Here is a 23,303-nt window from a genome sequence, read left to right on the forward strand (position 1 = left end):
GTCGCAAAGCAAGGCCAAACGACAGGGCAAACGGCCCTACTGTCCCAGAGCGCCATGGGCCTCGACGGCAAGGCTTACGGATTTCCTGAAACCGGACCTTAACCACCATGCGAAGTTCCAGCACCGGCGGGCGTGGCGGCAACCCGTCGTTCATCATGCCGATGCAAAAGCAAACAGTCTGCGCGAGGTCGGCAGCAAGGCGGTTTTGGGGACAAAAATGCTTTTCGACAAATTCTGCCGTTCGAAGAGCGGCAACTTTGCCCTGATGCTGGCGTTCGGGCTGCCTGCGGTTCTGACCGCCGTCGCCTTTGCCGTGGACGTGTCCACCTTGATGAGGGCCAAGGTCAGCTTGCAGAACGCGCTCGATGCCGCGAACCTTGCATCTTCGCATCTCGGCGACATCGAGGCTTCGCGCAAGGACGTCTTCGACCGCTACTTCCAGACCAATGTCGCCGGCCACAGCGAGTTGAGGAACGCCGAAGCGACGCTTACCGTGGAAAGGGGCCTCAATTACATCCAGACAAAGGCTGTCGCCATGGCGGACGTCAATTTGAACTTCGCCTTCCTGTTCGGCGACGACAAGCGCATCACCGTCGATGCCGGCGCCGTCGAATCGACCAATCAGCTCGAAGTCGTGCTGGTGCTCGACAATACCGGGTCGATGGCCAGCAACGATCGCATCGGCGCATTGCGGACGGCGGCGACGGCCCTGATCGATATGCTCGAAGCGGCGAAGTCGCCGACGCGCAGCGTACGTGTCGCGGTGGTGCCGTTCGTCACCGCCGTCAACGTCAAGGGCGAGGACTACGATCCGGCCTGGATCGACATGGCCGGCAAATCGCCGAACAATGGCGCCAATTTCCCCTTGGTCGGCGGCAAGCGCGTCAACCATATGGACCTGTTCAAGCAATTGGGCGTCGAATGGAGAGGCTGCGTCGAAGCGCGGCCCGGAACCAACAATGTTTCCGACATTTCGCCCGACCAAAACAAACCGGACACCCTGTTCGTACCCTATTTCGCGCCGGACGATCCAGGTAACGCTAAAAATCCAACCAGCTCCTACGGCAATTCAGCGACCGGCTACAACAATTCCTATCTCGACGATACCGTTGTCACCGTGCTTCCCGGCCTCACCAGCGACATGGCGAAGTACAGTGTTTCGACGATGAAGCTGATCAACGACAAGAGAGGCCCACTGACTATCGGCCCAAACCGGGCCTGTCCGACGCCGATAGTGCCGCTGACCGATGATTTCGACAAATTGCGGAAGGCCGTCGGTGAGATGATCGAATGGAACGGCTCGGGGACCAATGTTTCGGAAGGCTTGTCATGGGGGATGCGGGTGCTCTCGCCGGAAGCGCCTTACAGCGACGGCGCGCCGTTCAGGTCGTCAGGCACGACCAAAACGGTGCTGCTGCTCACCGACGGCGAGAATGTTGTCTATGGCGCGAAGGATACGCCACAGAAGTCGGACTATGGCTCCTACGGATTCCTGGCCTCGGGTCGGTTTGGATCCAGCGACCAGACCGCGGCTGCGCGCAATGTCGACGATTGGACAACCAATGTATGCAACACATTGAAGAAGCAGGACGTGCAGATATTCACAGTGCTGCTGCAGGCCGACACCGCAGCCAACCGCAAGCTCTACGAGGCCTGCGCATCGTCGCCGTCGGATTATTACCCGACCAACGACGTCAGTCAGCTCGAAAGCGTCTTCCTGAAAATCGGAAGCTCGATTTCGCAGCTGCACTTGACGAACTGAACGACGTCGGCCGCTCTCCCGCCGCCGCTGCTCAACTCGTGTGTGCAGCCACTTTGCCTGTGGTTTCGGGGAAGAAATCGGGCGCCGCATGGCGCTTGCCGAACATCATGTCGTATTGCAGCAGACGGAAGTCGCGGATTGCCGGATCGATTTCTTTCTGACGCGACCAATCGGGGGTGGCGTCGCCCCCCGGTGCCAAAAGCAAATTGCGGTCGATAACGCGGTAGCGCTCTCGCAACTGTCCGAGGAAGCCGGTGTAATAGGGATGGCTGATGCCGGCTGTCTTCAGGATATGGTAGGGCAGGAAGGACGGGCTGACGGCGCCCAGATCCTCGGCCGGGCCGCTGCGATTCGACCAGACGATCAGCGGCGTCTGGTGGTGCAGCAGCATCTGGTCGGCCGCCTCCTTGCGCGGCGCCACATTGTCCTTCAGGAAGCCGGTCTCGACGTAGACCGGCCCAAGCGGCGGCAGATGGTCGCCGAAGAACGCGATGACGGTCGGCCGCTCGCGTTTCTTCGCCCATTCGATCAGCCGCTCGAGGCCGCGGTCCGCGTCGGAAGAGCCTTCGGCATAGCTCAACAGCGATTCACGCGCCCATTGGCTGATCGGCGCCTGCACCTTGTGGGTCGGATTGTTATAGCGATACGGCTCATACGGCCCGTGGTTCTGCAGGCTGACGGCGAAAAAGAAGACCGGCTCGGCGCTGGTATCGGCTTCGTGGATGATCTCGTCGGTCATCGCAGCGTCCGACGCGAGCGGTCCGCGCTTCTGCATGGGCGGCAACGTCTCCTCGGACTTGAAGTCGTTGAAGCCGAAATCGGCATAGACGGCCCCCCGGTTCCAGAACCAGTTAGTGCCGGGATGGATAGCGCGCGCCCGGTAGCCTTGACTTTTCAGGAAGGTCGCCAGCGAGGGAGTCGGTGTCCGCACATATTGCTGGTAGGGAATGCTGCCCGCCGGCAGGAAGGCGTTGGAAAAGCCGGTCAGGGCCTCGAACTCGATGTTGGCCGTCATGCCGCCGAACTCGGGCGAGAACATGTAACCCGTGCGCAGTGCCCGCACATTGGGGATAGGGTCGGGCGTGATGGTGACGCCTGGTAGCTTGGTCGGATCCCAGAAGGATTCGCTCATGACGACGATGATGTCGGGCTTCTCGGCGGGTACCGAAGCCGTCACCTGCGGTTTGCCGATCGCTTCGATCGCCTTGCCGGAATAGCCGGGCGGCGCCGAGACATGCGCCATCGGGACGTTCAGCGCGAAGGCGAGCGCAAAACCGTTCGAGGCATAGTTTTCCTTCTGGTCCCACATGATCGGGATGATCTGCAGCCGGTCGCGCGTCCACGAGAAAGTGGCATAGTCCATGATGGAAACGAAGAAGGCGATCAGCGGTACTGTCAGCGTCAGCCGGGCAAGGCGGCCCTTGTGGCTGAGCGCCGGAACGCGGCGGCGCCATAGCCGCCAACCGTAGACGAGCAGCGACAGTCCGCCGACGATGCCGATCGCCAGGGCAATGGCGGTTCCCGGGCGATCGCGTACCAGAAGCGGCATCAGTGCCACGATCTGCCGGGAATAGAGGAAATCGGTCGGATAGAGCGGATCGCCGAGATACAGCGACTTCTGGTGGCCGACGAACGCCAGCGACAATGTCAGCGGCGCGACGATCATCAGGCTCTGATGACTGCGGCCGAGCACGGCGTCGAGGCCGATGAGGATCAGCGCAAAAATGATGATCGTGGTCCAGCCGGGTTTGAAAGGCTGCAGAAAGAAATCAATGGTGCCGGCAAAGTTGCCGCGCACGATCAGTTCGATGGCAAACACAAGGATGGCCGCAGCCAGCAAGCTGATAAGGCCATAGCGGATGACAGGCCATTTGCGCGCCGGCAGATAGCCGGTCGACGGATCGCCTTCAAGAAACTGGGGCGCCGCCTCGGCTGCGCTCTGCTTGGTCTTTGCCACTTCAATAGTTCCCCGGCCCGCAACAAAAGCGTCACTCGATTGTCATCGAACTGTCACGCAAAGCCTAGCGCCTGTGGCGGAAATAAGAAGAGCCAGCAAACAAATCGTGAGCGGTTTTCATCATGAGTGATCGCCAAAAAGCCTGCCGAAACAGGCACTCGGCCGATATTACGCGATCAAGGTTGGACTTGACTTGGCCGCACGCCTTGCGTCACAGGCAACGTGAACCAGCAGCTGGGAGCCGCCGATGGCCATCGCATTCACCTTTCCGGGGCAGGGCAGCCAGGCTGTCGGCATGGGCAAGGACCTCGCCGATACCTTTGTGGAATCGCGGCGGATCTTCGAGGAAGTTGACGACGCGCTCGGCGAAAACCTATCGAAGCTGATCTGGGAAGGCCCGGAAGAGACGCTGACGCTGACCGCCAACGCCCAGCCGGCGCTGATGGCGGTGTCGCTTGCCGCAATCCGGGCGCTGGAGGCGCGGGGCTTCTCCCTGAACGGCAAGGTCACCTATGTCGCCGGCCACTCGCTCGGCGAATATTCGGCACTTGCGGCCGCAGGTTTCGTTTCGGTCGCCGACGCCGCCCGGCTGTTGCGCATCCGCGGCAATGCCATGCAGGCGGCTGTGCCGGCCGGCGAGGGCGCCATGGCGGCGATCATCGGGCTGGAACAGGCCGATGTCGAAGCCGCTTGCGCAGAGGCCGCCCAGGGCGCCGCCAAAGATCCCGCACAAGCCTTGGTTTGCCAGATCGCCAATGACAATGGCGGCGGCCAGCTGGTGATCTCCGGCGCCAGGCCAGCGGTCGAACTGGCGGCGAGGCTATGCACGGAGAAGGGCGCCAAGCGGGCACTGATGCTGCAGGTCTCGGCGCCCTTCCATTCGGCATTGATGAAGCCTGCGGCCGAGATCATGCGGGAGGCGCTGGCCGCCGTGACGAAGAGTGCGCCGGTCGTGCCGCTGGTCTCCAATGTTACGGTGACCCCGACGAGCGATCCCGACGAGATCGCCCGCCGACTCGTCGAACAGGTGATCGGGCGCGTGCGCTGGCGCGAAACGGTGGAGTGGTTCGGCAGCAACGGCGTTGCGACGCTTTACGAAGTGGGCGCCGGCAAGGTGCTGTCGGGGCTGGCCCGCCGCATCAACCGCGATATTGCCACCACTGGCATCGGATCCGCGGCGGATGTCGAGGCGGCGCTGGCGGCGCTTGCATAATCAACTGGCGATTTGACCCCGCTCCATGCGAAGGGTGTTCGCTCAGATCAGGAGGCAAGAATGTTCGAATTGACCGGCCGCAAGGCGCTCGTCACCGGCGCATCGGGAGGTATCGGCGAGGCGATCGCCCGCGTGCTGCACGGCCAGGGCGCCATCGTCGGCCTGCATGGCACACGTATCGAGAAACTGGAGGCGCTGGCCGCCGAACTGGGCGACCGGGTCAAGCTTTTCCCGGCCAATCTTTCCAACCGCGACGACGTCAAGGCGCTCGGCCAGAAGGCGGAGGCCGACCTCGAAGGCGTCGACATCCTCGTCAACAATGCCGGCATCACCAAGGACGGGTTGTTCGTACGCATGGCTGACGCCGACTGGGATAGCGTGCTCGAGGTCAACCTGACCGCCGTGTTCCGGCTGACCCGCGAGCTTACTCATCCGATGATGCGGCGCCGCCATGGCCGCATCATCAACATCACTTCAGTGGTTGGCGTCACCGGCAATCCCGGCCAGACCAACTACTGCGCCTCCAAAGCCGGTATGATCGGCTTTTCCAAATCGCTGGCGCAGGAGATCGCCACCCGCAATATCACCGTCAACTGCGTCGCCCCGGGCTTCATCGAATCGGCGATGACCGCCAAGCTCAACGACAAGCAGAAAGAGGCGATCATGGCGGCGATCCCGACCCGGCGCATGGGCACGGGCGCCGAAGTCGCCTCTGCCGTCGCCTACCTCGCTTCCAACGAGGCAGCCTACGTCACCGGCCAGACCATTCATGTGAATGGCGGCATGGCAATGATCTAACACTTGGGAAAACGCTTCATTCCGTCTTGGATGCACGGGATTTTTCGTGTAATGCCGCCCGCAACCCGGCGGTTCGGGCAAAAACCGGTCCTGTTCCGCTGCGTTTCCGGCAGGACCATCTTTCAGCTTGATTAGCGGCATTCTGCCCGCTAACGAAGACAGACAACCAAAAGACGAGGATGCCCAAATGAGTGACACCGCAGAGCGCGTCAAGAAGATCGTCATCGAGCACCTTGGCGTCGATGCCGAGAAGGTGACGGAGCAGGCGAGCTTCATCGATGATCTGGGCGCGGACAGCCTCGACACGGTCGAACTTGTCATGGCGTTCGAAGAAGAGTTCGGTGTCGAAATCCCGGACGACGCCGCCGAGACCATCCTGACTGTTGGCGATGCGGTGAAATACATCGACAAGGCCTCCGCCTGACGCTATTTGCAGTCATCACCGGGGAGGACCTGCGATGAGGCGTGTCGTCGTCACGGGCCTTGGGCTGCTTTCGCCGTTCGGCATGGGCTTCGAGCACAGCTGGAAGGAGCTTCTGACCGGCCGCAGCGCAGCCAAGCGCATCACCGAATTCGAGGTGGAAGACCTTGCCTGCAAGGTCGCCCACGTCATTCCGCGCGGTGACGGCTCCAACGCCACTTTCAATCCTGAAGCCGTTCTCGAGCCGAAGGAACTGCGCAAGATCGGCGACTTCATCCTGTACGGGATCGCGGCCGCCGACGAGGCACTCAAGGATTCCGGCTGGCAGCCGAAGACGCATGAGGAACAGTGCGCCACCGGCGTGCTGATCGGTTCGGGCATCGGCGGCATCGAAGGCATCGCCGAGAATGCGATGATCCTCAAGGAACGCGGTCCGCGCCGCATCAGCCCATTCTTCATCCCTGGCCAGATCATCAACCTCGTCTCCGGTCAGGTCTCGATCCGCCATGGGCTGAAAGGCCCCAACCATGCCGTCGTCACCGCTTGCTCGACCGGTGCGCACGCCATCGGCGATGCCGCCCGGCTGATCATCTGGGGCGATGCCGACGTTATGGTCGCAGGCGGCGCCGAAGCGCCGGTGACGAGACTGTCGGTCGCCGGGTTCGCCGCTTGCCGCGCGCTCTCCACCGAGCGCAACGACGCGCCACAAACGGCCTCACGCCCCTATGATCGCGATCGCGACGGCTTCGTCATGGGCGAGGGCGCCGGCGTTGTCGTGCTCGAGGAGCTCGAACACGCCAAGGCCCGCGGCGCCAAGATCTATGCCGAGGTCACCGGCTACGGCCTGACCGGTGACGCCTATCACATCACCGCGCCTGCCGAAGACGGCGACGGCGCTTTCCGTTGCATGAGCGCGGCGCTGAACCGGGCGAAGCTGACGCCGGCCGATGTCGACTACATCAACGCGCACGGCACCTCGACCATGGCCGATACGATCGAACTCGGCGCCGTCGAGCGGCTGGTCGGCAACGCCGCCTCGAAGATATCGATGTCGTCGACCAAATCGTCGATTGGCCACCTGCTGGGCGCGGCTGGTGCTGCCGAGGCGATCTTTTCGATCCTCGCCATTCGCGACAACATCGCGCCGCCGACGATCAATCTTGACAATCCGGAGCGCGAAACGGCGATCGACCTGGTGCCGCACAAGCCGCGGGCCCGCCAGATCGACGTGGCGCTGTCCAACTCCTTCGGCTTCGGTGGCACCAACGCCTCGCTCGTCTTCCAGCGCTACAATGGCTGACCGCTCTGCCGGTTTCCGTCTGCCGTCAATTTTGCCATATTCGCCCCTACTCTGCCCGAGGGGATTCGTCGCAAGATCAAATGGTAGGGCGCTATGAACACAAATCCGGCCGATAACGGGGAATTCGGGCAACGGGCAACAACGCCCGGCCCGATCGTGCCGAAGACGGCCAGCGAGGCGTTGCGGCCCGAGGCCGGCACGCCGCCGCCGAAGCGCTCGCGTGCCTCGCGCAGCCAGTTCGTCGTGTTCATGAACTTCGTCATCTCTTCGGTGATGCTGATGGTGCTGGCGGCAGGCGTTGCGCTGTATTTCGGCAAGCAGGAGTTCAACGAGCCCGGCCCGTCGGCCAATGGCGACACTTTCCTGGTCAAGCCGAATAGCGGCGTCCAGGAGATCGCCGACCAGCTTGAGCGGCGAGGGCTGATCAGCGACGCCCGCATTTTCCGCCTTGGCGTGCGCGCCTTCGGCAATGACTCCGCCCTGAAGGCCGGTGAATACGAGATCAAGCCGCAGGCGTCGATGCACGATATCATGGAACTGCTGAAGAGCGGCAAGTCGGTGATGTATTCGCTGACTATCCCCGAGGGGCTGACGGTCGAGCAGGCGCTGCAACGGATCGCCGAGCAGGACGCGCTGACCGGCGATATGCCGTCGACCACTCCACCTGAGGGCAGCCTCGCCACCGACACGCTGCGTTTCACCCGCGGCGCAACACGCCAGCAGATGGTCGACAAGCTTCTGGCCGACCAGAAGAAGCTGGTCGACGAGGTCTGGCGGCGCCGAGCGCCGGATTTGCCGATCGCCAACGTTGAGGATTTTGTCACCCTGGCCTCGATCGTCGAGAAGGAGACCGGCAAGGGCGATGAACGCTCGCGTGTAGCCGCCGTCTTCCTCAACCGGCTGGCCAAGGGTATGCGGCTGCAGTCGGACCCGACCATCATCTACGGCCTGTTCGGCGGCAAGGGCAAACCCATCGACCGCCCGATCTATCAGTCGGACATCCAGAAGCCGACGCCCTACAACACCTATCTGATCAACGGCTTGCCGCCGACGCCGATCGCCAATCCCGGCCGTGCGACGCTGGAGGCCGTCGCCAATCCGTCGAAGACCAGCGATCTCTACTTCGTCGCCGACGGCAGCGGCGGGCACGTCTTTGCCTCGACGCTCGATGAGCATAACGAGAATGTCGCTCGCTACCGGGCACTGCTGAAAAAGCAGGCGCAGGACGCCGCCAAGGCCGGGGCAACCAATACCGGAGCCGACACGCCGGCGGGAGCCATCGTTGACGATGCGGGCGCCACCGCCGCCCAGTAGGGCCGGACGCCATCAGGTTGGCCCTGTGCATGTCCGGGTGGATGTGCAAGGGCTGCTATGGCATTGAAATTCACATGATCCTGTCCGGAGAAAATCGCTCCGGCTTGAGGGGCATTCGGCAAAGGGACGCACGGCTACATGAACTTGCAGAGCATGACCGGTTTTGCGCGCAGTGTCGCCGAACACGACGGCACTTCGATTGCCTGGGAAGCCAAGTCCGTCAACGGCAAAAGCGTCGAGGTCAGGCTGCGGCTGCCGCAAGGTTTCGACCGGCTGGAGCCGGCCGTCCGGCAGACGGTGCAAAAGCGTTTTGCGCGCGGCAATTTCCAGATGACGTTGACCATTGGCCGCGCCGCCGGCGCTCAAGCGCAACCTGTGGTCAACGAGGCTTTCCTGAAGGATCTGGCGGGGTTGGCCAAGCGGCTGCAGGAGCGGTTCGGAGTAGCCCCTGCGGCGGCCGACGGGCTGCTTGCGCTGCGCGGCGTCCTCGACATTCCCGAAACCATCGAAACCGAAGAGGCGCGCAGTGCGCTCGATACCGCAATACTGTCGGCGCTGGAAGCAGCACTGAACGGACTGCAGCAGGCGCGCCAGGGCGAAGGTGCGGCACTTCGTTCCCTGCTGTCCGGCCATATCGATGCCATCGAGGCGCTGACGCTGCGGGCCGAGGCCGATCCATCACGCGAACCGGCCACGATCCGCGAAAGGCTCGCCGAGCAGATCCGCCTGTTGATGGACGCGTCCGCCAACTTGGACGCCAGCCGGCTGCATATGGAAGCGGCGTTCCTGGCCACCAAGGCCGACATACGCGAGGAAATCGACCGGCTGAAGACGCACGTGGTGTCAGGGCGGGCACTGCTCGCCGGCGGTGGGGCCATCGGCCGCAAGCTCGATTTCCTGGCACAGGAATTCAACCGCGAATCGAATACGCTGTGTTCCAAGTCGAATGCTGCCGCGGTCACCGCCATCGGGCTGGAACTGAAGGCGGTCGTCGACCAGTTTCGCGAACAGGTCCAGAATCTGGAATGATCCCGATGCCAAGCCACATGACTGCCAAGCCCCATGACCGCTAGGGATGTGGGTTCCCGCATTCGGCGCCGCGGGCTGATGCTGGTCTTGTCGTCGCCGTCAGGCGCCGGCAAGTCGACGATTGCGCGCAATCTGCTGGAGAGCGATTCCAGCCTGGAATTGTCGGTCTCTGTCACCACGCGGCCACGCCGCGGCAGCGAGATCGAGGGCGTCCATTACCACTTCCGTACCATGCGCGAGTTCGAGCGGCTGCGCGATTCCGATGCGCTGCTCGAATGGGCGGAGGTGCACGGCAATTGCTACGCGACGCCGCGCGAGCCGGCTGAACAGGCGCTGGCCGAAGGCCGCGACATGCTGTTCGACATCGACTGGCAAGGCGCTCAGCAGCTCAAGGAGAAGATGCGCGCCGACATCGTCTCGATATTCATCCTGCCGCCATCGATGAAGGAATTGAAGGCGCGGCTGAAGCGTCGCGCCGAGGACCAGGAAGCGGTGATCGAGACGCGGCTCAAGAACGCCCGCAACGAGATCGAGCACTGGAAGGAATATGATTTCGTCATCGTCAACGACGATCTCGACCGCGCTTTCGCCGAGGTGCGCGGCATCGTCACCGCCGAACGGCTCAGACGCGATCGCCGGCCCGGCCTGTTCGATTTCGTCTCGGGGCTGCTCGACGAAAGGACGGATTGATCAAATCGCTGTCCCCGCGACCAGGATCAGATTGCGGCTGAGCGCGGCGTCGCGCAGTTCCAATGCCGCGGCATATTCGGCCGAGCGGTACCAGCGCCGCGCCGTGTCCATGTCGGGGAATTCCACGATGATCAGCGGCCGGGGAGACCAGTCGCCTTCCAACCTTTCCACCTTGCCACCGCGTACCAGATAGCGCCCGCCATGCCGGGCGATGGAGGCAGCCGCGTGGGTGCTATAGGCTTCGATCGCCTCTGCGTCGCGGATCGTGACGTCGGAAATGACATAGGCGGCCATTGTTTGTCTCCGGGCAGGTTTGTCCGGCTATCTATGCCGTGAGAGCGGAAACTCCACGCAGACGCGTCCCGGCATCACACCGCGTTGGTCAGGCGAACGAACTCCTCGACGCTCAGCGTCTCGGCGCGCCTGGTCGGATCGATGCCGGCACGGGTGAGCAGCGCCTCGCCGCCGAGGCTTTTCACGCTCTGCCGCAGCATTTTCCGGCGCTGGCCAAACGCCGCTTCGGTGACGCGGCTGAGCCGTTTCACCTCTGCCGGCAAGGGGCTGGCGCGCGGCACCAGATGCACCACCGAGGACGTCACCTTGGGTGGCGGCGTGAACGCCTGCGGCGGCACGTCGAAGGCAATCCTCGCCTCCGTCCGCCAGCCTGCCAGCACGCCGAGCCGACCATAGGCATCGCTGCCGGGGCTGGCTGCAATGCGTTCGGCGACCTCGCGCTGGAACATCAGTGTCATCGATGTGTAGAAGGGCGGCCACTCGGTGACGGTCAGCCAGCGGATCAGCAATTCGGTGCCGATATTGTAAGGCAGGTTGGCGACGATTTTCGCCGGCCCGCCGCTTTCCCCTTTAGCAAGCGCTGCAAAATCGGTTTTCAGCGCATCGCCGGCTACGATCTCTAGCCGGCCCGGATAGTGGTTCGAGATCTCGGCCAGGGCCGCCAGGCAGCGCTCGTCGCGCTCGATGGCGACGACCCGCCGGGCGCCGTTGAGGAGCAGGGCACGAGTCAGCCCGCCCGGACCGGGACCGACCTCGATAACCGTAACGTCGCTCAGGTCGCCGGCGGTTCGCGCAATCTTGCTTGTCAGGTTAAGGTCGAGCAGAAAATTCTGGCCCAGCGCCTTTTTCGCCTGCAGCCCATGGCGCTCGATCACCTCGCGCAGTGGCGGCAGGCCGTCTATGCTCATCGGGCTGGGCTCATCAGGCGGGCTCATCGGTTAAGGCCGTCGAATTTGGCTGATTGGGCTCAGGGCCTACGGCCTTTTCCCGGTATCGGCAAGAACGCGAGCGAGTTTCAGCGCTGCAATCAGGCTGCCGGCACGGGCGATGCCCTTGCCGGCGATGTCGAAGGCGGTGCCGTGGTCGGGCGAGGTGCGGACGAAGGGCAGGCCGAGCGTGACGTTGACCGCCTCGTCAAACGCCAGCGCCTTGGCCGGGATCAGCGCCTGGTCGTGATACATACAGAGCGCCACGTCGTAGCCGGCGCGGGCGCGAGCATGAAACAGCGTGTCGGCCGGCAATGGCCCGAAGGCGTCGATCCCTTCCTGCCTCAGCCGGTCGACCGCCGGGCGCACGATCCGCTCGTCTTCGGTGCCCATGGTGCCGCCTTCGCCGGCATGCGGGTTGAGGCCGGCAATGGCGAGCCGCGGCTTGGCAATTCCGAAGCGGTTCGCAAGGTCGGCGGCGGTGATGCGGCCGGTGGCGACGATAAGGTCCGTCGTCAGCGCTTTCGGCACCTCGGCCAGCGCGATGTGGATGGTGACCGGCACGGTGCGCAGGTCCGGTCCGGCAAGCAGCATCACAGGCGTCACTTCGGTGCCGGTGTGAAGCGATGCCAGATGCGCCAGATATTCGGTGTGGCCGGGAAAGCGAAAGCCGGCGTCGTAGAGCGGCTTCTTGGCAATGGGGCAGGTGACGACCGCGGCAGCGCGGCCGGCCAGGCAATCGGCAACTGCGCAGTCGATCGCCTCGATGATGCCGGCGGCGTTGGCTGGATCCGGGCGGCCGGGACTGTCGACGAAACGGGCAGCAAGCGCCACCACCGGCAGCGCGCGCGAAAACACCCCCGGCGCTAACGCCGGCGTCGTCTCGGCAATCGCGATATCGGTGCCGAGCCTGTGCGCTCGCACGGCAATCAGTGCCGGATCGGCAAGGAGATAAAATGACGGAACGCCAGCGCTTTCGCGGGCCTGCCAAGCAGCGATGGCGATGTCCGGCCCCACGCCGGACGGATCGCCGACGCTCAACGCCAGCGGAAGCTCTGCGTCAGCCACGGCGCTTCGACTTCAGCGCTCGATTATGCGGGCTTTCTTCCGCAACTCCTCGACATATTTCTTCGAGAGTTCGTCGGCGTTCTTGTCGCTCGAACCTTCACTCTGGAACACCATCTGCGCGGCTTTGTCGTCTGACACTTCGCGCGACGAGCAGATGCCGATGAATTCGACACCGCGGTCGGTTTCGCGCGTCGTGGTGGCGCCGCCGACCTTTGTAGCCTTTATCTGCTCGGCCCAGTCCGCCGGCAATTGCGGCGCCAGCACCCGGCCGAGATCGCGAACGGTGACATCGATCAGGCCCTTGGCGAATTCGCGCGTGGTGTTGCAGCCGTTGAAGCGGGCGCGCATAGCGTCGGCTTCGCGTTTGCGCTTGGCCAGCGTCGCGCTGCGCTCGGCCGCCGGCACCACGAAGATGACCTGCTGCAGCATGTACTCTGTGGCGCTCGGTTTGCTGCCGCCTTTTTCGAGCATGCGCTTGACGAGGTCCTGCTCGCTCATGGCGCCGCCGCCGTCGCTAGAACGGTGACGCGCGGTCAGCGCCTGGTTCCAGGCCATCTGCGCCCGGATAAAGTCCTTGAAATGCTCCTTGGTGACGCCGGATTGCGCCATCGCGCCGTCAAGCTGCTTGAGCGGCATCTTGTTGCTGGTGGCGAAACGCTGATAAGCGGCATCGACCTGCTCGTCGCTGATGCGGATGCCGAGCCGCCGGGCTTCGGCCAGGCGCAGCGTCTGGTCGATCATTTCCTGGCCGGCATCGCCCTTTCTGTGCTGCAGGCGCAGGAAAGCGGCCCGATGCTGGATGTCGCCGGTGGTGATCGGTATATTGTTGACGACGTATTTGATCTCGGTGGCGAAAACTGGCCGCGTCACCGCGGTGGTCGAGAACGCCACCAGCAGCGCGAACCCTGCCGAAAAGAGGTATTTCCTCATCGAAAGCATCCCAATTCCATCCCGATTCAGCCGAACCTATCCCAGTTCAGGCCGTCAAAATTCGTGCCTGCTCTATGCGGCGAAACAATGTCGTCCGCCAGCCGCCCCGTTGCCGACCGCTGCCCGTTATTGAATGGTGTCGATGGAGCGTTGCGACGAGCCGAAATCGCCGAGCGTGCGGAACGACAGGTTGAAGCCGACGTTCTGCGATACTTCCTTGGTGTTCAGGTCACGTCTTTCCGAAAACGTCATCAAATAGGTAAAGCACGAATCACTATAGGCAAAGCCGACCCCGTCCTTGACCAGAACGCTCTGCTCCAGATCATATGTGCCGGTGCCAAAGACGCGCCAATTCTCGGCAAGATGTGTCGAGGCGCCGAGCGTAACCTCATGGCGATCGGTTGAGAAGCCATAGAGTGGCTGCGCCTGGATGAAGGCGTATTTGGCGCTCAGCGATACCGGCAGGCCTGAAAAGGCGGCCTTTACCTCAGCGCGGCGGATCTCGAAGCTTTGCTCGTCGAAACGGCCGCTGACCGAGCCGGAAAACCCGCTGGGGCTGTTGAAGCCGACAAGGCCGACATAGTCGGAGGTTGCAGTTTCAAGGCCTGAATAGGCGCCGACATTGACCAGGTCCGGCGTGCCGAACGAGTTCTGGCCGCCCAGCTGGTAGGATTGGCCGAACACCGCATTGGTGCCCCAGCCATTGTCATATGCGCCGGAATAGCGCAGCCCGACATTGGCGCGTGTGCCGCCTTCCATGCGGTCATAGCCCGAGAATTTGTCGCGCTCGAACAGCGTCGTGGCGTCGAAGACGAAGCTCTGGGCGTCCTCGTTGGGGACCGCCAGCCCGCCGACATATTGCTCGTTCGGACGCATGAATACCTGCGCCATCGGTTCGAAGACATGGCTGGAACTGGTCATCGAAAACAGCACCGGCCAGCGCATCTCAAGGCCGGCGGTCGCCATGTAGCGGGCAAGCGATGAACGCATATCGTCCTCGACGCCGAGATTGGTCGCCATCTGGTTGACGGCGTCGAGCGAGGCCGAGGAGGCGTTGACGTAGCCGGCGTCGCCGCGCAGCGCCAGGAGCGGTGTCAGCAGCAGCCCGCCATCGGTGGTGAAGGTGCGCTTCCATTCGGCTTCCGCGGTAAGGCGCCCGGATTGACCGTCGATGCCGCGGACGTTGTTGACGGACGAAGGGATGCCCGAATTTGCAAGAGCCGTATCGAGCCTGTCGCGGTCAATGACCCGCGCGTTGACGTCGAACGACAGCTGCCCGCCGGCCACCGGCGTGTCGGGGATATAGGCGTAGTCGAGCGAGGGCAGCACCCAGGGCTGCTTGGCGGCGCGTGCAGTCGGATCGCTGGCGAGCGTGTCTTCCTGAACCTCAAAGTGCATGGCGCGCACGTCGAAGTAATTGCGATCGTTGAGCCCCGTCAGGTACACGTCGGAGCGGTGCACGCTATCGTTGAAGCCATCGATGTCGTAGGTGCGCGAGAAATTCTTATCGCTCTGCAGCAGGATGTCCCAGCCGAAGTCCCAGCGCGGGTTGATGGCGAACTGGCCCTGGGTGCCCATCATGCCGCGGAACCTGTTCGGGTCGCCTTCGGTACCCGAATTCACGTTGTGGCCATTGTCATCGATGAAGGCGTCGGGATTCTCCTGCCGGATGCCCGCAATCTTCAGGCTGTACTGACCGTTGTTGAAGCGCTGCCTCCACTCGGCCTCACCGAGGAAACCTTGCTTGGTATAGCCGCTGCCAGTGACAGTGAGATCGTAGGTCGGCGAGAGCGCGAAATAATAGGGGACTTTAACACCGACGCCGAGATCGCTCTTGTAGGCGACGCCGGGGATCAGGAAGCCGCTCTTGCGCTTGACCGTTGGGTCGGCGATCTCGAAAGCCGGCAGATAGGCCAGCGGAAAGCCGAAGAACTCGAAATTCGAGTTCTCGAAGCGAACCGTCTTCTTCTCGCCGTTCCAGATAATCTTCCTGGCCTTGATACGCCAGGTCGGCGCTTTGTCGGGCTTGTCCTCGCACGGCTCGCAGGCGGTGTAGACGCCATTGTGGAACGTCGTCAGCACGCCGCCCATGCGCTCCGCGCTTTCGGCGGCGAAATACGCCTTGTCGATGGTCTCGACCCGCAGCGCGTTGACGAAGCCGTCGGCGAAATCGTCAGTGATGTCGGCATGCTGCGAATAGATTTTGGTGCCGTCGCTATTGACGAGTTCGACATTGCCGCTGGCGACGAGGCGTTTGGTGTTGCGGTTGTATTCGACCCGCTGGGCGACGAGACGGTTGCCGCCGTAATCGATCTGGACGCCGCCGACGGCCGTCACGGTCTGCTTGTCGTTGTCGTAGACCAGCGTATCGGCTGCCAGCAGCATCTGCGTGCCGCTCGGAACCTTCGTTGCCAGCTCACTGACGTCCTGGGCAAAAGCTGGAGCAACCGGGGCGGCGCTGGCAAGCAGGCATGCCAAGGCGCTCGCCGCAGAGAGGCGTGCCAAACCGGCGTGCCTATGGCTGCGCAAAACCGCCTCCCTCACTAGCCGTCTTCCTTGTATAGCAGGAATGTCACCCCGAAGAACATAGCCACGACAACCGGGACCCAAGCCGCTACGGCCGTGGGTACGAATCCCGCTACGCCGAATGCCTTGACCAGCACCGAAACGACATAAAGCAGAAAGCCGGCCACGATGCCACCCAGAATCATCGTTGCCGACTGCCCCATCCTCGCAAATCGCATTGATACCGTTGCCGCAATCAGCGTCATCGCGACAAGCAGGAAGGGCAGCGCAATCAGGGAATTGAACTGCATGGCGAAGGCGTTTGCCTTGAGGCCGAAGGAGCGGGCCACTTCGATCTTGCCGGGCAGATCGTAGAAGGGAATGGTCTCAGGGCGCGCCAACCGCTCTTGCACGAATTCCGGCTTGAGATTGGTCGGCAGCCGATCGCTGGGTAACGACTGGATGGTACCGTCCCGGAACACCTTGACGTCCTGCAATTCCCAGTAGCCGTCCCGCAAAAAGGCGCGCGCCGCATCCTTGCGCTCGATGATGTCGCCTTGCGGGCTGAAGCTGAAGAAGACCGCGTCGGCCATCTCCAGGCCTTGATTGAGAATGGCGCGCGCGCCGATGATGGTGTCGCCGGCGTTGGTTTTCTGCCTGATCCAGGGCGCAGCATCGGCCGAGACGCTGTTCGACTTGCCCGAACGGAGCTGGGTCTCGATCTCCTCGGACCAGGAATAGGCGTGCGCGGCTACCGGATTGATGACGCCGACCGACAAGGCTCCAAACAGCAGCGCCCCGATGCAGCACGGCAGCAGGAATTGCCATGCGGAAACCCCAGCGGAACGGGCAATGACCAATTCGTATTTGCGGTTGAGCGACACCAACGTCGCCATCGCCGAGAACAGGCCGACGAACGGCACCGTCTGCAGCATGATCATCGGCATCCTGAGCCCCGAAATGGCGAACGCAGTTGCGTAGGTGAAGCCCGGCACGCCGGTCGTGCGGCCGGAAAGCTCGGTGAAATCGATCAGGAACACCAGCGCCAAGAGGCCGATGAAGAACCAGATGGTGATCGTCACATAGCGAAAGAAGAAGTACCGACCCAGAGTCCAGCCCATCAGCCGGCTCCCTGTCCGGATGCGCCACGCCCGGCAAAACGGAGCTTGATGGCGCTCCAGCCCTCACTGAAGCGGCCGGCAAGATTGGTTATCCAATCGGCCCAGGCAACCGGCAGTTCCATGGTCCGGTTGGAAACAATGAACCAGATGGCGATCGCCGATGCCACGATCGGGACACCGTAGACCATATAGGCATATTGCGGCACCTTGTCGGCCTTGCCGGCGGCAAAGAACCCGAGCCAGCGCACGAACAGCGCGATCGCGATTGCCGTGATCAGCGGGTGCACACGCGCCTCGCGATGCGAGCGTGCATCTCCGGCGACGGCGAGCGCGATCAGCGCGAAGACGAGCGAATAGGACCACTCGGAAAAACGCTGGTTGAGCTCGGCCAGGTACCTGTTCGGCTTTTGCTGGTACATCTTGTCGTTCGGACTGGGATTGAGCAGATACTGGGTCGTCCGGTCCTTCGGCAAAAGCAGGATGTCAGATGATGCCGACATGAAAGCGGACAAGTCGAAGGCGTAGGAGGTGAACCGGATCACCGAGAGGTCGCCGGTCATGGTTTTGCGATGGATGACGCCGTCATTCATCATCAGCACCTTCTCGTCGCCGCGTTCGATGATGCTGCCGGTCTTGGCGTAGTAGATGAGATTGACGCCTTCTTCGCGCGAATCGGCGACGAAGATGCCGCCGAGGCGGTTGTCGGGAAGCCGTTCGCCAACCTGCAGGAACAGGCCGTCATCGATCTTGCGGAAGGTGCCTTCCTGGATGATCAACGACAACAGATCGGCACGCGATGACGCAATCAACTCGCGGTTCTTCTGGCGTGCGTAAGGGTCGACGCCATTGTCGACTGCGAAGGAAAAAACGCTGGCTGCAAGTGCCAGAAGCATGATCGGCCTGACGATGGTCCAGCGTGAAGCGCCGGCGGCATTGATGACGGCCAGCTCCGAATCCGAATTCATCACGCTGAGGATCTGGGCGACCGCAACCACCAGGGCGAACGGCACGACGATCGGAACGATCGTCGGGATGATCAGCGCTGCGACTTCGAAGAAGGTGAGGGCCGACTGACCGCTATCGGTGACGAGGTCGATGCGGGCGAGCACCTGAGTCGTCCAGACGATCGCCAGCGTCCAGACGAGCGCCAGCGCGAATACCGCGAAAGCACGGCGCATGATGTAGCGTTCAACGACCTTCATGAAGGCTTTTCTCGGCGATTTCGAACGGCATCATGCCTTGGAACAAGGTAGTCGTCCGGCGCCGGCTGCACAACTGGCTCAGTTTGGCGGTTCGATCTGGGTTCTGTCCCGGATCGCAAAATCCGCTGGGCCGGAGTGTCGGCGGCAATGGATAAGAAAGAGCGAACATTGTTGGTTAACAACAGGTTGCGGCGGGAAGCGGGGCCGTGCCGCGACGAATCGTGGATGGTTCGATATCGCATATGGGAGCGATTTCGGCCAAAGTCTTGTCAAATGCGGCAAAACGACCAAATGTCGCGCCGGTCGCGACCGCCGCGGCGTGATAAGACGGGTCAGGATCTGTTGAGCCCCAGCATGGAAGCGGAAAAATTGCGCAGTCAAACCGGTCGGGAAACCGTCTTTGACGGCGCGATCGTGGTCGGCGCCGGCGCGGCCGGCCTTGCCGCCGCCCACGCCTTGATGAAGGCCGGCGTACCGACGCTCGTCCTGGAAAAGGAGAGCCGGCTTGCCGAACCCTGGCATCGGCGGCACCAGCGGCTGCATCTCAATACGCATCGCGATCTCTCGACGCTGCCCGGCATCGGCTATCCCGCAGGCACCCCGGCTTTTCCGCATAAATCGGCCGTCATTCGCCATCTGAACGATTTCAGCCAGGCGCATGGTCTGCCGGTCGCATTCGGCGTTGCCGTTGAAGAGATTACGTTCGACGGCGATCACTGGACCGTGCGGACGAACTCCGGACGTCGTCTGGCGCGCCATGTCGTCGTCGCCACCGGGCGCGACCGGCAGCCGTTTATTCCCGCGTGGAAAGGCATGAAGGATTTTGCAGGCCGGATTGTCCATTCGGCCGATTTTGGCGAGGCGAAGGACTACGTCGGCAAAAAGGTGCTGGTCGTCGGAGCCGGCAATTCGGGGTTCGACGCACTCAACCATCTTGCGAATGCAGATGCCCAAAGCATCTGGCTGTCGGCCCGCAACGGCCCGTCGCTGCTGCCGAAACGCATCGGCAAGGTCGCCGTCCACAGGCTTTCACCGTTGATGGCGAGCTTGCCGGTGCGGCTGGCCGATGCGGTGATGGCGACAACCCAGCGCCTGGTTTTCGGCGACCTGACGAAATTTGGGCTTCCGCCGGCTCCCATAGGCGGTGCGAGCCGTCTGAGCGCCGACTACACCGCGATCGCAGCCGATGACGGCGCGGTTCGCGCCATAAAGGCAGGCACGATCGTGGTGGTGCCACCATTGCGGGAATTTACCCAAGACGGCATCGTATTGAATGACGGCAGGTTGATCACGCCCGATATCGTCATTGCGGCGACCGGCTATCGCACCGGTCTGGACCAGATGTTCGGCAAGCTCGGCGTTCTCGACGGCAAGGGCGTTCCGCTTTTCAACGGCGGCGATGCCGATCCGAAATTGCCCGGTCTGTGGTTTACCGGCATGCGGCCGAGCATTCGCGGTTGTTTCGCCAACGCCCGCATTCAGGCCAGGGCGATAGCGGCGCGGATTGTCAAGCAGCGATGATGAGCCGGACTATGCCGATTGTTCCGCCCGCAATAGACACGCCTTGTTGAGCGTGCTCGAACCGAAAGGTCAATGATCATGACGCCAGTCAGCATTCGCTACATGGTCGATGATGTCGCCGCCTCGATCGACTTCTACTGTGGACATCTGGGCTTCGCTGTTGAACAGGACGCGCGACCGGCTTTTGCTTCCGTCACTCGCGGCGCTTTACGGCTCCTTCTAAGCGGACCCGGCAGTTCGGGTGCACGGGCGATGCCGGATGGCCGGCAGCCGGTGCCGGGAGGTTGGAATCGCATCCTGTTGGTGGTGCCGGACCTGAAAGAAGAGGTTGCGCGCCTCAAGAGTGCTGGACTTGTCTTTCGCAACGATATCATAACGGGCGTCGGCGGTTCCCAGACGTTGCTCGAAGACCCATCGGGCAATGTTATCGAGCTGTTTCAACCCGCCGCTCACTGACGAACGTTTCTCGCAATAATCCAACTCACTTCCCCGAAAGCAGGACATGATGAATTCGAGACCCTCGATCGCCTTTGCCAAATTCGCCGCGCCCAAAAAAGGCAGCGTTTTCGTTCTGGTGGCCGACGAGGGCGGCCTCAGCGATGCCGCCAGGGCTTGCGATCCGGCAAAGACCCTCGAGCGGGCTTTTCCGGTCGCCGACTTCACCGGCAAATTCGCCAGCCTGGTCGAAGTGCTGGCACCGGAAGGGACATCGCTCGAGCGGCTGGTGGCGGTCGGTGCCGGCAAGGGCTCCAATCTCGATGATTACGCCTGGCTGAAGCTCGGCGGCACGATTGCCGCGTCCTTTCGCAAGGCAACCGAAGTGGCCGTCGTGCTCGATCTTCCGGGTGCGGCCGTCAGCGGCAGGCAAGCCGTTCAGCTTGCAGCGGGCATCCTGCTGCGCAGCTATTCCTTCGACAAGTACAAGACCAAAAAGAACAATGGTGACGACAAGCGCGAGCCAAAAAAGCCGGTCAAGGTGACTATTCACACCGCCGATCCGGCAGCTGCAAAGAAGGCCTTCGCCGATGAAGCGGCGGTGATCGGCGGCGTCTTGCTGGCGCGCGATTTGGTCAATGAACCGGCCAATGTTTTGGGACCGGTGGAATTCGCCGCCCGCATCGCCGAACTGGAGGCGCTCGGCGTCACGGTCGAGATCCTGGCCGAGAAGGAGATGAAGAAGCTCGGCATGGGTTCGCTGCTGGGCGTAGCGCAGGGTTCGCCGCGTGGCGCCCGCATCGCGGTCATGCGGTGGGACGGCGGCAAGGCCAAGGAAAGCCCGGTCGCCTTTGTCGGCAAGGGCGTCACCTTCGACACCGGCGGCAATTCGATCAAGCCGGCGTCGGGCATGGAGGACATGAAGGGCGACATGGGCGGCGCTGCTGCCGTCACCGGGCTGATGCACGCGCTGGCCGCGCGCAAGGCGAAGGTCAATGTCGTCGGCATTGTCGGGCTGGTTGAAAACGCCGTCGACGGCCACGCTCAGCGACCGGGCGACATTGTCACCTCGATGTCGGGTCAGACTATCGAAGTGCTCAATACCGACGCCGAGGGCCGCCTGGTGCTGGCCGATGCGCTCTGGTACTGCAACGACCGCTTCCAGCCGAAATTCATGATCAATCTGGCGACGCTAACCGGCGCCATCATGGTCGCGCTCGGCCAGCATTATGCCGGCCTGTTCTCCAACAATGACGAGTTGGCGGACCGGCTGACGGCGGCCGGACAGGCGACGCAGGAGCGGGTGTGGCGCATGCCGCTCGGTGCCGAATACGACAAGCTGATCGATTCCAAGAATGCTGACATGAAGAACATCGGCGGCCGCCATGGCGGCGCCATTATCGCCGCGCAGTTCCTGCAGCGCTTCGTCAAGGACACGCCCTGGGCGCATCTCGACATCGCCGGCACCGCGATGGGCGCGCCTTCCAACGAGATCAACCAGTCATGGGCTTCCGGCTTCGGCGTCAGGCTGCTCGACCGGCTGGTGCGCGATCATTACGAGCAATGAGCGGCTGGGGCGGGACTCCGACAATGTAGACTGAACGCATGGCCGAGATTCTGTTTTATCACCTGACCGAATCGACGCTGGAGGATGCGCTGCCCGGCCTCCTGGAGCGCAGTGTCGATCGCGGCTGGCGCGCCGTGGTGCAGACCGGCACCGAGGAACGGCGCGACGCGCTGGACCAGCATCTGTGGACTTTCCGGGACGATTCGTTCCTGGCCCACGCGACGGATCGCGAAGCCCATCCCGCCGAGCAGCCGGTGGTTCTGACCGTCGGCCCCGACAATCCGAACCAGGCGCAGATACGCTTCCTGGTCGATGGGGCGGTGCCGCCGGAGCTTGGCGGCTACCAGCGCGCCGTGTTCCTGTTCGACGGCCACGATGCAGCCCAGCTAGAGGCGGCACGCACGCATTGGAAGACAATGAAGGAGGCCGGCCACACCGTGACCTACTGGCAGCAAACGCCTGACCGGCGCTGGGAACGCAAGGCTTAGAGAATTTGCCGGCAAGGGAATCACTGGCGCCGCAAGAGTGCGACGACAAAAAGATGGACCGCCGGCTATTCAGAAGACCGGAGCAAGCCCGATGCCGCCCGATAAACGAACACCAGGCATGCCGATAGATGCCGCACTTGTTCGCCGGCTGATTGCCGCGCAGTTCCCCAAATGGGCGGACCTGCCGGTAGAGCTGGTCGAGCCTGGCGGCTGGGACAACCGCACCTTCCGGCTGGGCGACAGCATGTCGGTACGGCTGCCGAGCGCTGCCGCCTATGTCGCCCAGGTCGAGAAGGAGCACCGCTGGCTGCCTCGCCTCGCGCCTCACCTGCCTCTGCCGATACCCGTGCCGCTGGCCAAAGGCGCGCCCGGTGAAGGCTATCCATGGCCCTGGTCCGTCTATCGCTGGCTTGGCGGCAGACCGGCGGCTGGTGGACTGATTGCCGATCTTACTGAGTTCGCCCGTTCGCTGGCCGGCTTTCTGGTTGCGCTCTACCGGATCGACGCTGCCGATGGGCCACCGGCAGGGCAGCATAATTTCCACCGCGGTGGCCGGCTTTCGGTCTACGACGCCGAGACCCGAGCCGCGCTCTCGGCGCTCGGCGGCCGCATCGACAAGGCCGCCGCCGAGGCCGTGTGGGCGACGGCCCCCACCCCCCCCAAGGCAAAGACCGCCGAGAGGGGACCATCGCCATTGCCCACACGCAAAAAGGAAGAGAAATAAGTGAACCAAGTAACAGTAAAAAAAATATAAAAAACAGA

General features: G+C 62.8%; 20 protein-coding genes and 1 pseudogene. 13 read left to right on the forward strand and 8 right to left on the reverse strand.

The features are described from left to right. The first annotated feature begins 217 nt into the window (after positions 1 to 217). The gene (locus NKJ55_RS31105) at positions 218 to 1,762 is read left to right on the forward strand and encodes a pilus assembly protein TadG-related protein (protein WP_352453221.1); all 1,545 of its coding nucleotides are present in this window, start codon (positions 218 to 220) and stop codon (positions 1,760 to 1,762) included. 31 nt (positions 1,763 to 1,793) lie between these two features. Here the strand turns inward: NKJ55_RS31105 and NKJ55_RS31110 are convergent, their stop codons facing one another. Then, positions 1,794 to 3,719 (reverse strand): LTA synthase family protein, encoded by a 1,926-nt coding sequence (locus NKJ55_RS31110; protein WP_023677707.1) that lies wholly within the window; start codon positions 3,717 to 3,719, stop codon positions 1,794 to 1,796. A gap of 247 nt (positions 3,720 to 3,966) precedes the next feature. Between NKJ55_RS31110 and fabD the strand changes: the two genes are divergently transcribed. The 7 genes from fabD (at position 3,967) to gmk (ending at position 10,484) form a co-directional block, all read left to right on the forward strand. After that, the gene (gene fabD / locus NKJ55_RS31115; RefSeq protein WP_352453222.1) at positions 3,967 to 4,932 is read left to right on the forward strand and encodes an ACP S-malonyltransferase; all 966 of its coding nucleotides are present in this window, start codon (positions 3,967 to 3,969) and stop codon (positions 4,930 to 4,932) included. A 60-nt stretch (positions 4,933 to 4,992) separates the two neighbouring features. Further along, the gene (fabG, locus tag NKJ55_RS31120) at positions 4,993 to 5,730 is read left to right on the forward strand and encodes a 3-oxoacyl-[acyl-carrier-protein] reductase (RefSeq protein ID WP_352453223.1); all 738 of its coding nucleotides are present in this window, start codon (positions 4,993 to 4,995) and stop codon (positions 5,728 to 5,730) included. A gap of 187 nt (positions 5,731 to 5,917) precedes the next feature. After that, positions 5,918 to 6,154, forward strand: a complete 237-nt coding sequence (locus NKJ55_RS31125; RefSeq protein WP_127851501.1) for an acyl carrier protein — start codon at positions 5,918 to 5,920, stop codon at positions 6,152 to 6,154. A 34-nt stretch (positions 6,155 to 6,188) separates the two neighbouring features. Next, on the forward strand, positions 6,189 to 7,451 hold the full coding sequence (fabF, locus tag NKJ55_RS31130) for a beta-ketoacyl-ACP synthase II (protein ID WP_352453224.1): 1,263 nt from the start codon (positions 6,189 to 6,191) through the stop codon (positions 7,449 to 7,451). A gap of 93 nt (positions 7,452 to 7,544) precedes the next feature. Further along, positions 7,545 to 8,765: an endolytic transglycosylase MltG gene (mltG, locus tag NKJ55_RS31135; protein WP_352453225.1), complete on the forward strand. Its 1,221-nt coding sequence runs from the start codon at positions 7,545 to 7,547 to the stop codon at positions 8,763 to 8,765. A gap of 138 nt (positions 8,766 to 8,903) precedes the next feature. Then, positions 8,904 to 9,794 (forward strand): YicC/YloC family endoribonuclease, encoded by an 891-nt coding sequence (locus NKJ55_RS31140; protein ID WP_352453226.1) that lies wholly within the window; start codon positions 8,904 to 8,906, stop codon positions 9,792 to 9,794. A gap of 33 nt (positions 9,795 to 9,827) precedes the next feature. Beyond that, complete coding sequence (gene gmk / locus NKJ55_RS31145; RefSeq protein WP_352453227.1) at positions 9,828 to 10,484, forward strand: guanylate kinase; 657 nt, start codon at positions 9,828 to 9,830, stop codon at positions 10,482 to 10,484. Here gmk and NKJ55_RS31150 read toward each other — a convergent pair whose 3' ends face one another. The 7 genes from NKJ55_RS31150 to lptF form a co-directional block, all read right to left on the reverse strand. Beyond that, entirely contained in the window at positions 10,485 to 10,778 is a 294-nt protein-coding gene (locus tag NKJ55_RS31150) for a DUF1330 domain-containing protein (RefSeq protein ID WP_352453228.1), read from the reverse strand. Between the two features lie 74 nt (positions 10,779 to 10,852). Next, positions 10,853 to 11,686, reverse strand: coding sequence for a 16S rRNA (adenine(1518)-N(6)/adenine(1519)-N(6))-dimethyltransferase RsmA (gene rsmA, locus NKJ55_RS31155; protein WP_352453229.1), 834 nt, complete (start codon positions 11,684 to 11,686; stop codon positions 10,853 to 10,855). 66 nt (positions 11,687 to 11,752) lie between these two features. Continuing rightward, positions 11,753 to 12,772, reverse strand: coding sequence for a 4-hydroxythreonine-4-phosphate dehydrogenase PdxA (pdxA, locus tag NKJ55_RS31160; RefSeq protein WP_352453230.1), 1,020 nt, complete (start codon positions 12,770 to 12,772; stop codon positions 11,753 to 11,755). A 12-nt stretch (positions 12,773 to 12,784) separates the two neighbouring features. Further along, a complete protein-coding gene (locus NKJ55_RS31165) occupies positions 12,785 to 13,711 on the reverse strand; it encodes a peptidylprolyl isomerase (RefSeq protein ID WP_352453231.1) in 927 nt (308 codons plus the stop codon). Between the two features lie 117 nt (positions 13,712 to 13,828). Continuing rightward, positions 13,829 to 16,246: an LPS-assembly protein LptD gene (locus NKJ55_RS31170; protein WP_352453232.1), complete on the reverse strand. Its 2,418-nt coding sequence runs from the start codon at positions 16,244 to 16,246 to the stop codon at positions 13,829 to 13,831. Then, positions 16,246 to 17,331 (reverse strand): LPS export ABC transporter permease LptG, encoded by a 1,086-nt coding sequence (lptG, locus tag NKJ55_RS31175; protein ID WP_023677695.1) that lies wholly within the window; start codon positions 17,329 to 17,331, stop codon positions 16,246 to 16,248. Before lptG ends, NKJ55_RS31170 begins: the two co-directional genes overlap by 1 nt. Then, positions 17,328 to 18,530, reverse strand: coding sequence for an LPS export ABC transporter permease LptF (gene lptF, locus NKJ55_RS31180; protein ID WP_352453233.1), 1,203 nt, complete (start codon positions 18,528 to 18,530; stop codon positions 17,328 to 17,330). Before lptF ends, lptG begins: the two co-directional genes overlap by 4 nt. 354 nt (positions 18,531 to 18,884) lie before the next feature. On the opposite strand from lptF, the gene NKJ55_RS31185 reads away from it, so the two are divergent. The 5 genes and pseudogenes from NKJ55_RS31185 to NKJ55_RS31205 all read left to right on the forward strand — a co-directional run. Further along, positions 18,885 to 20,051, forward strand: a complete 1,167-nt coding sequence (locus tag NKJ55_RS31185) for a flavin-containing monooxygenase (protein WP_352453234.1) — start codon at positions 18,885 to 18,887, stop codon at positions 20,049 to 20,051. A 72-nt stretch (positions 20,052 to 20,123) separates the two neighbouring features. After that, positions 20,124 to 20,507 carry a VOC family protein gene (locus tag NKJ55_RS31190; RefSeq protein WP_031212013.1) on the forward strand — a complete coding sequence of 128 codons (384 nt, stop codon included), beginning with the start codon at positions 20,124 to 20,126 and terminating at the stop codon, positions 20,505 to 20,507. Between the two features lie 49 nt (positions 20,508 to 20,556). Beyond that, positions 20,557 to 22,053 (forward strand): leucyl aminopeptidase, encoded by a 1,497-nt coding sequence (locus tag NKJ55_RS31195; RefSeq protein WP_352453235.1) that lies wholly within the window; start codon positions 20,557 to 20,559, stop codon positions 22,051 to 22,053. A gap of 38 nt (positions 22,054 to 22,091) precedes the next feature. Next, complete coding sequence (locus NKJ55_RS31200) at positions 22,092 to 22,541, forward strand: DNA polymerase III subunit chi (protein ID WP_023677690.1); 450 nt, start codon at positions 22,092 to 22,094, stop codon at positions 22,539 to 22,541. 118 nt (positions 22,542 to 22,659) lie between these two features. Beyond that, positions 22,660 to 23,190 (forward strand): annotated as a pseudogene (locus tag NKJ55_RS31205) (phosphotransferase); the annotation flags it as partial. Positions 23,191 to 23,303: the final 113 nt, after the last annotated feature.

It is taken from the genome of Mesorhizobium sp. M0106, assembly GCF_040322715.1.
Taxonomy (GTDB): domain Bacteria; phylum Pseudomonadota; class Alphaproteobacteria; order Rhizobiales; family Rhizobiaceae; genus Mesorhizobium.

Excerpts from the sequence above, each read along its gene's own strand:
- NKJ55_RS31105 (WP_352453221.1), top strand. The coding sequence starts at position 218 with ATGCTTTTCGACAAATTCTGCCGTTCGAAGAGCGGCAACTTTGCCCTG.
- fabD (WP_352453222.1), top strand. The coding sequence starts at position 3,967 with ATGGCCATCGCATTCACCTTTCCGGGGCAGGGCAGCCAGGCTGTCGGC.
- fabG (WP_352453223.1), top strand. The coding sequence starts at position 4,993 with ATGTTCGAATTGACCGGCCGCAAGGCGCTCGTCACCGGCGCATCGGGA.
- NKJ55_RS31125 (WP_127851501.1), top strand. The coding sequence starts at position 5,918 with ATGAGTGACACCGCAGAGCGCGTCAAGAAGATCGTCATCGAGCACCTT.
- fabF (WP_352453224.1), top strand. The coding sequence starts at position 6,189 with ATGAGGCGTGTCGTCGTCACGGGCCTTGGGCTGCTTTCGCCGTTCGGC.
- mltG (WP_352453225.1), top strand. The coding sequence starts at position 7,545 with ATGAACACAAATCCGGCCGATAACGGGGAATTCGGGCAACGGGCAACA.
- NKJ55_RS31140 (WP_352453226.1), top strand. The coding sequence starts at position 8,904 with ATGAACTTGCAGAGCATGACCGGTTTTGCGCGCAGTGTCGCCGAACAC.
- gmk (WP_352453227.1), top strand. The coding sequence starts at position 9,828 with ATGACCGCTAGGGATGTGGGTTCCCGCATTCGGCGCCGCGGGCTGATG.
- NKJ55_RS31150 (WP_352453228.1), bottom strand. The coding sequence starts at position 10,778 with ATGGCCGCCTATGTCATTTCCGACGTCACGATCCGCGACGCAGAGGCG.
- rsmA (WP_352453229.1), bottom strand. The coding sequence starts at position 11,686 with ATGAGCATAGACGGCCTGCCGCCACTGCGCGAGGTGATCGAGCGCCAT.
- NKJ55_RS31165 (WP_352453231.1), bottom strand. The coding sequence starts at position 13,711 with ATGCTTTCGATGAGGAAATACCTCTTTTCGGCAGGGTTCGCGCTGCTG.
- lptF (WP_352453233.1), bottom strand. The coding sequence starts at position 18,530 with ATGAAGGTCGTTGAACGCTACATCATGCGCCGTGCTTTCGCGGTATTC.
- NKJ55_RS31185 (WP_352453234.1), top strand. The coding sequence starts at position 18,885 with ATGGAAGCGGAAAAATTGCGCAGTCAAACCGGTCGGGAAACCGTCTTT.
- NKJ55_RS31190 (WP_031212013.1), top strand. The coding sequence starts at position 20,124 with ATGATCATGACGCCAGTCAGCATTCGCTACATGGTCGATGATGTCGCC.
- NKJ55_RS31195 (WP_352453235.1), top strand. The coding sequence starts at position 20,557 with ATGAATTCGAGACCCTCGATCGCCTTTGCCAAATTCGCCGCGCCCAAA.
- NKJ55_RS31200 (WP_023677690.1), top strand. The coding sequence starts at position 22,092 with ATGGCCGAGATTCTGTTTTATCACCTGACCGAATCGACGCTGGAGGAT.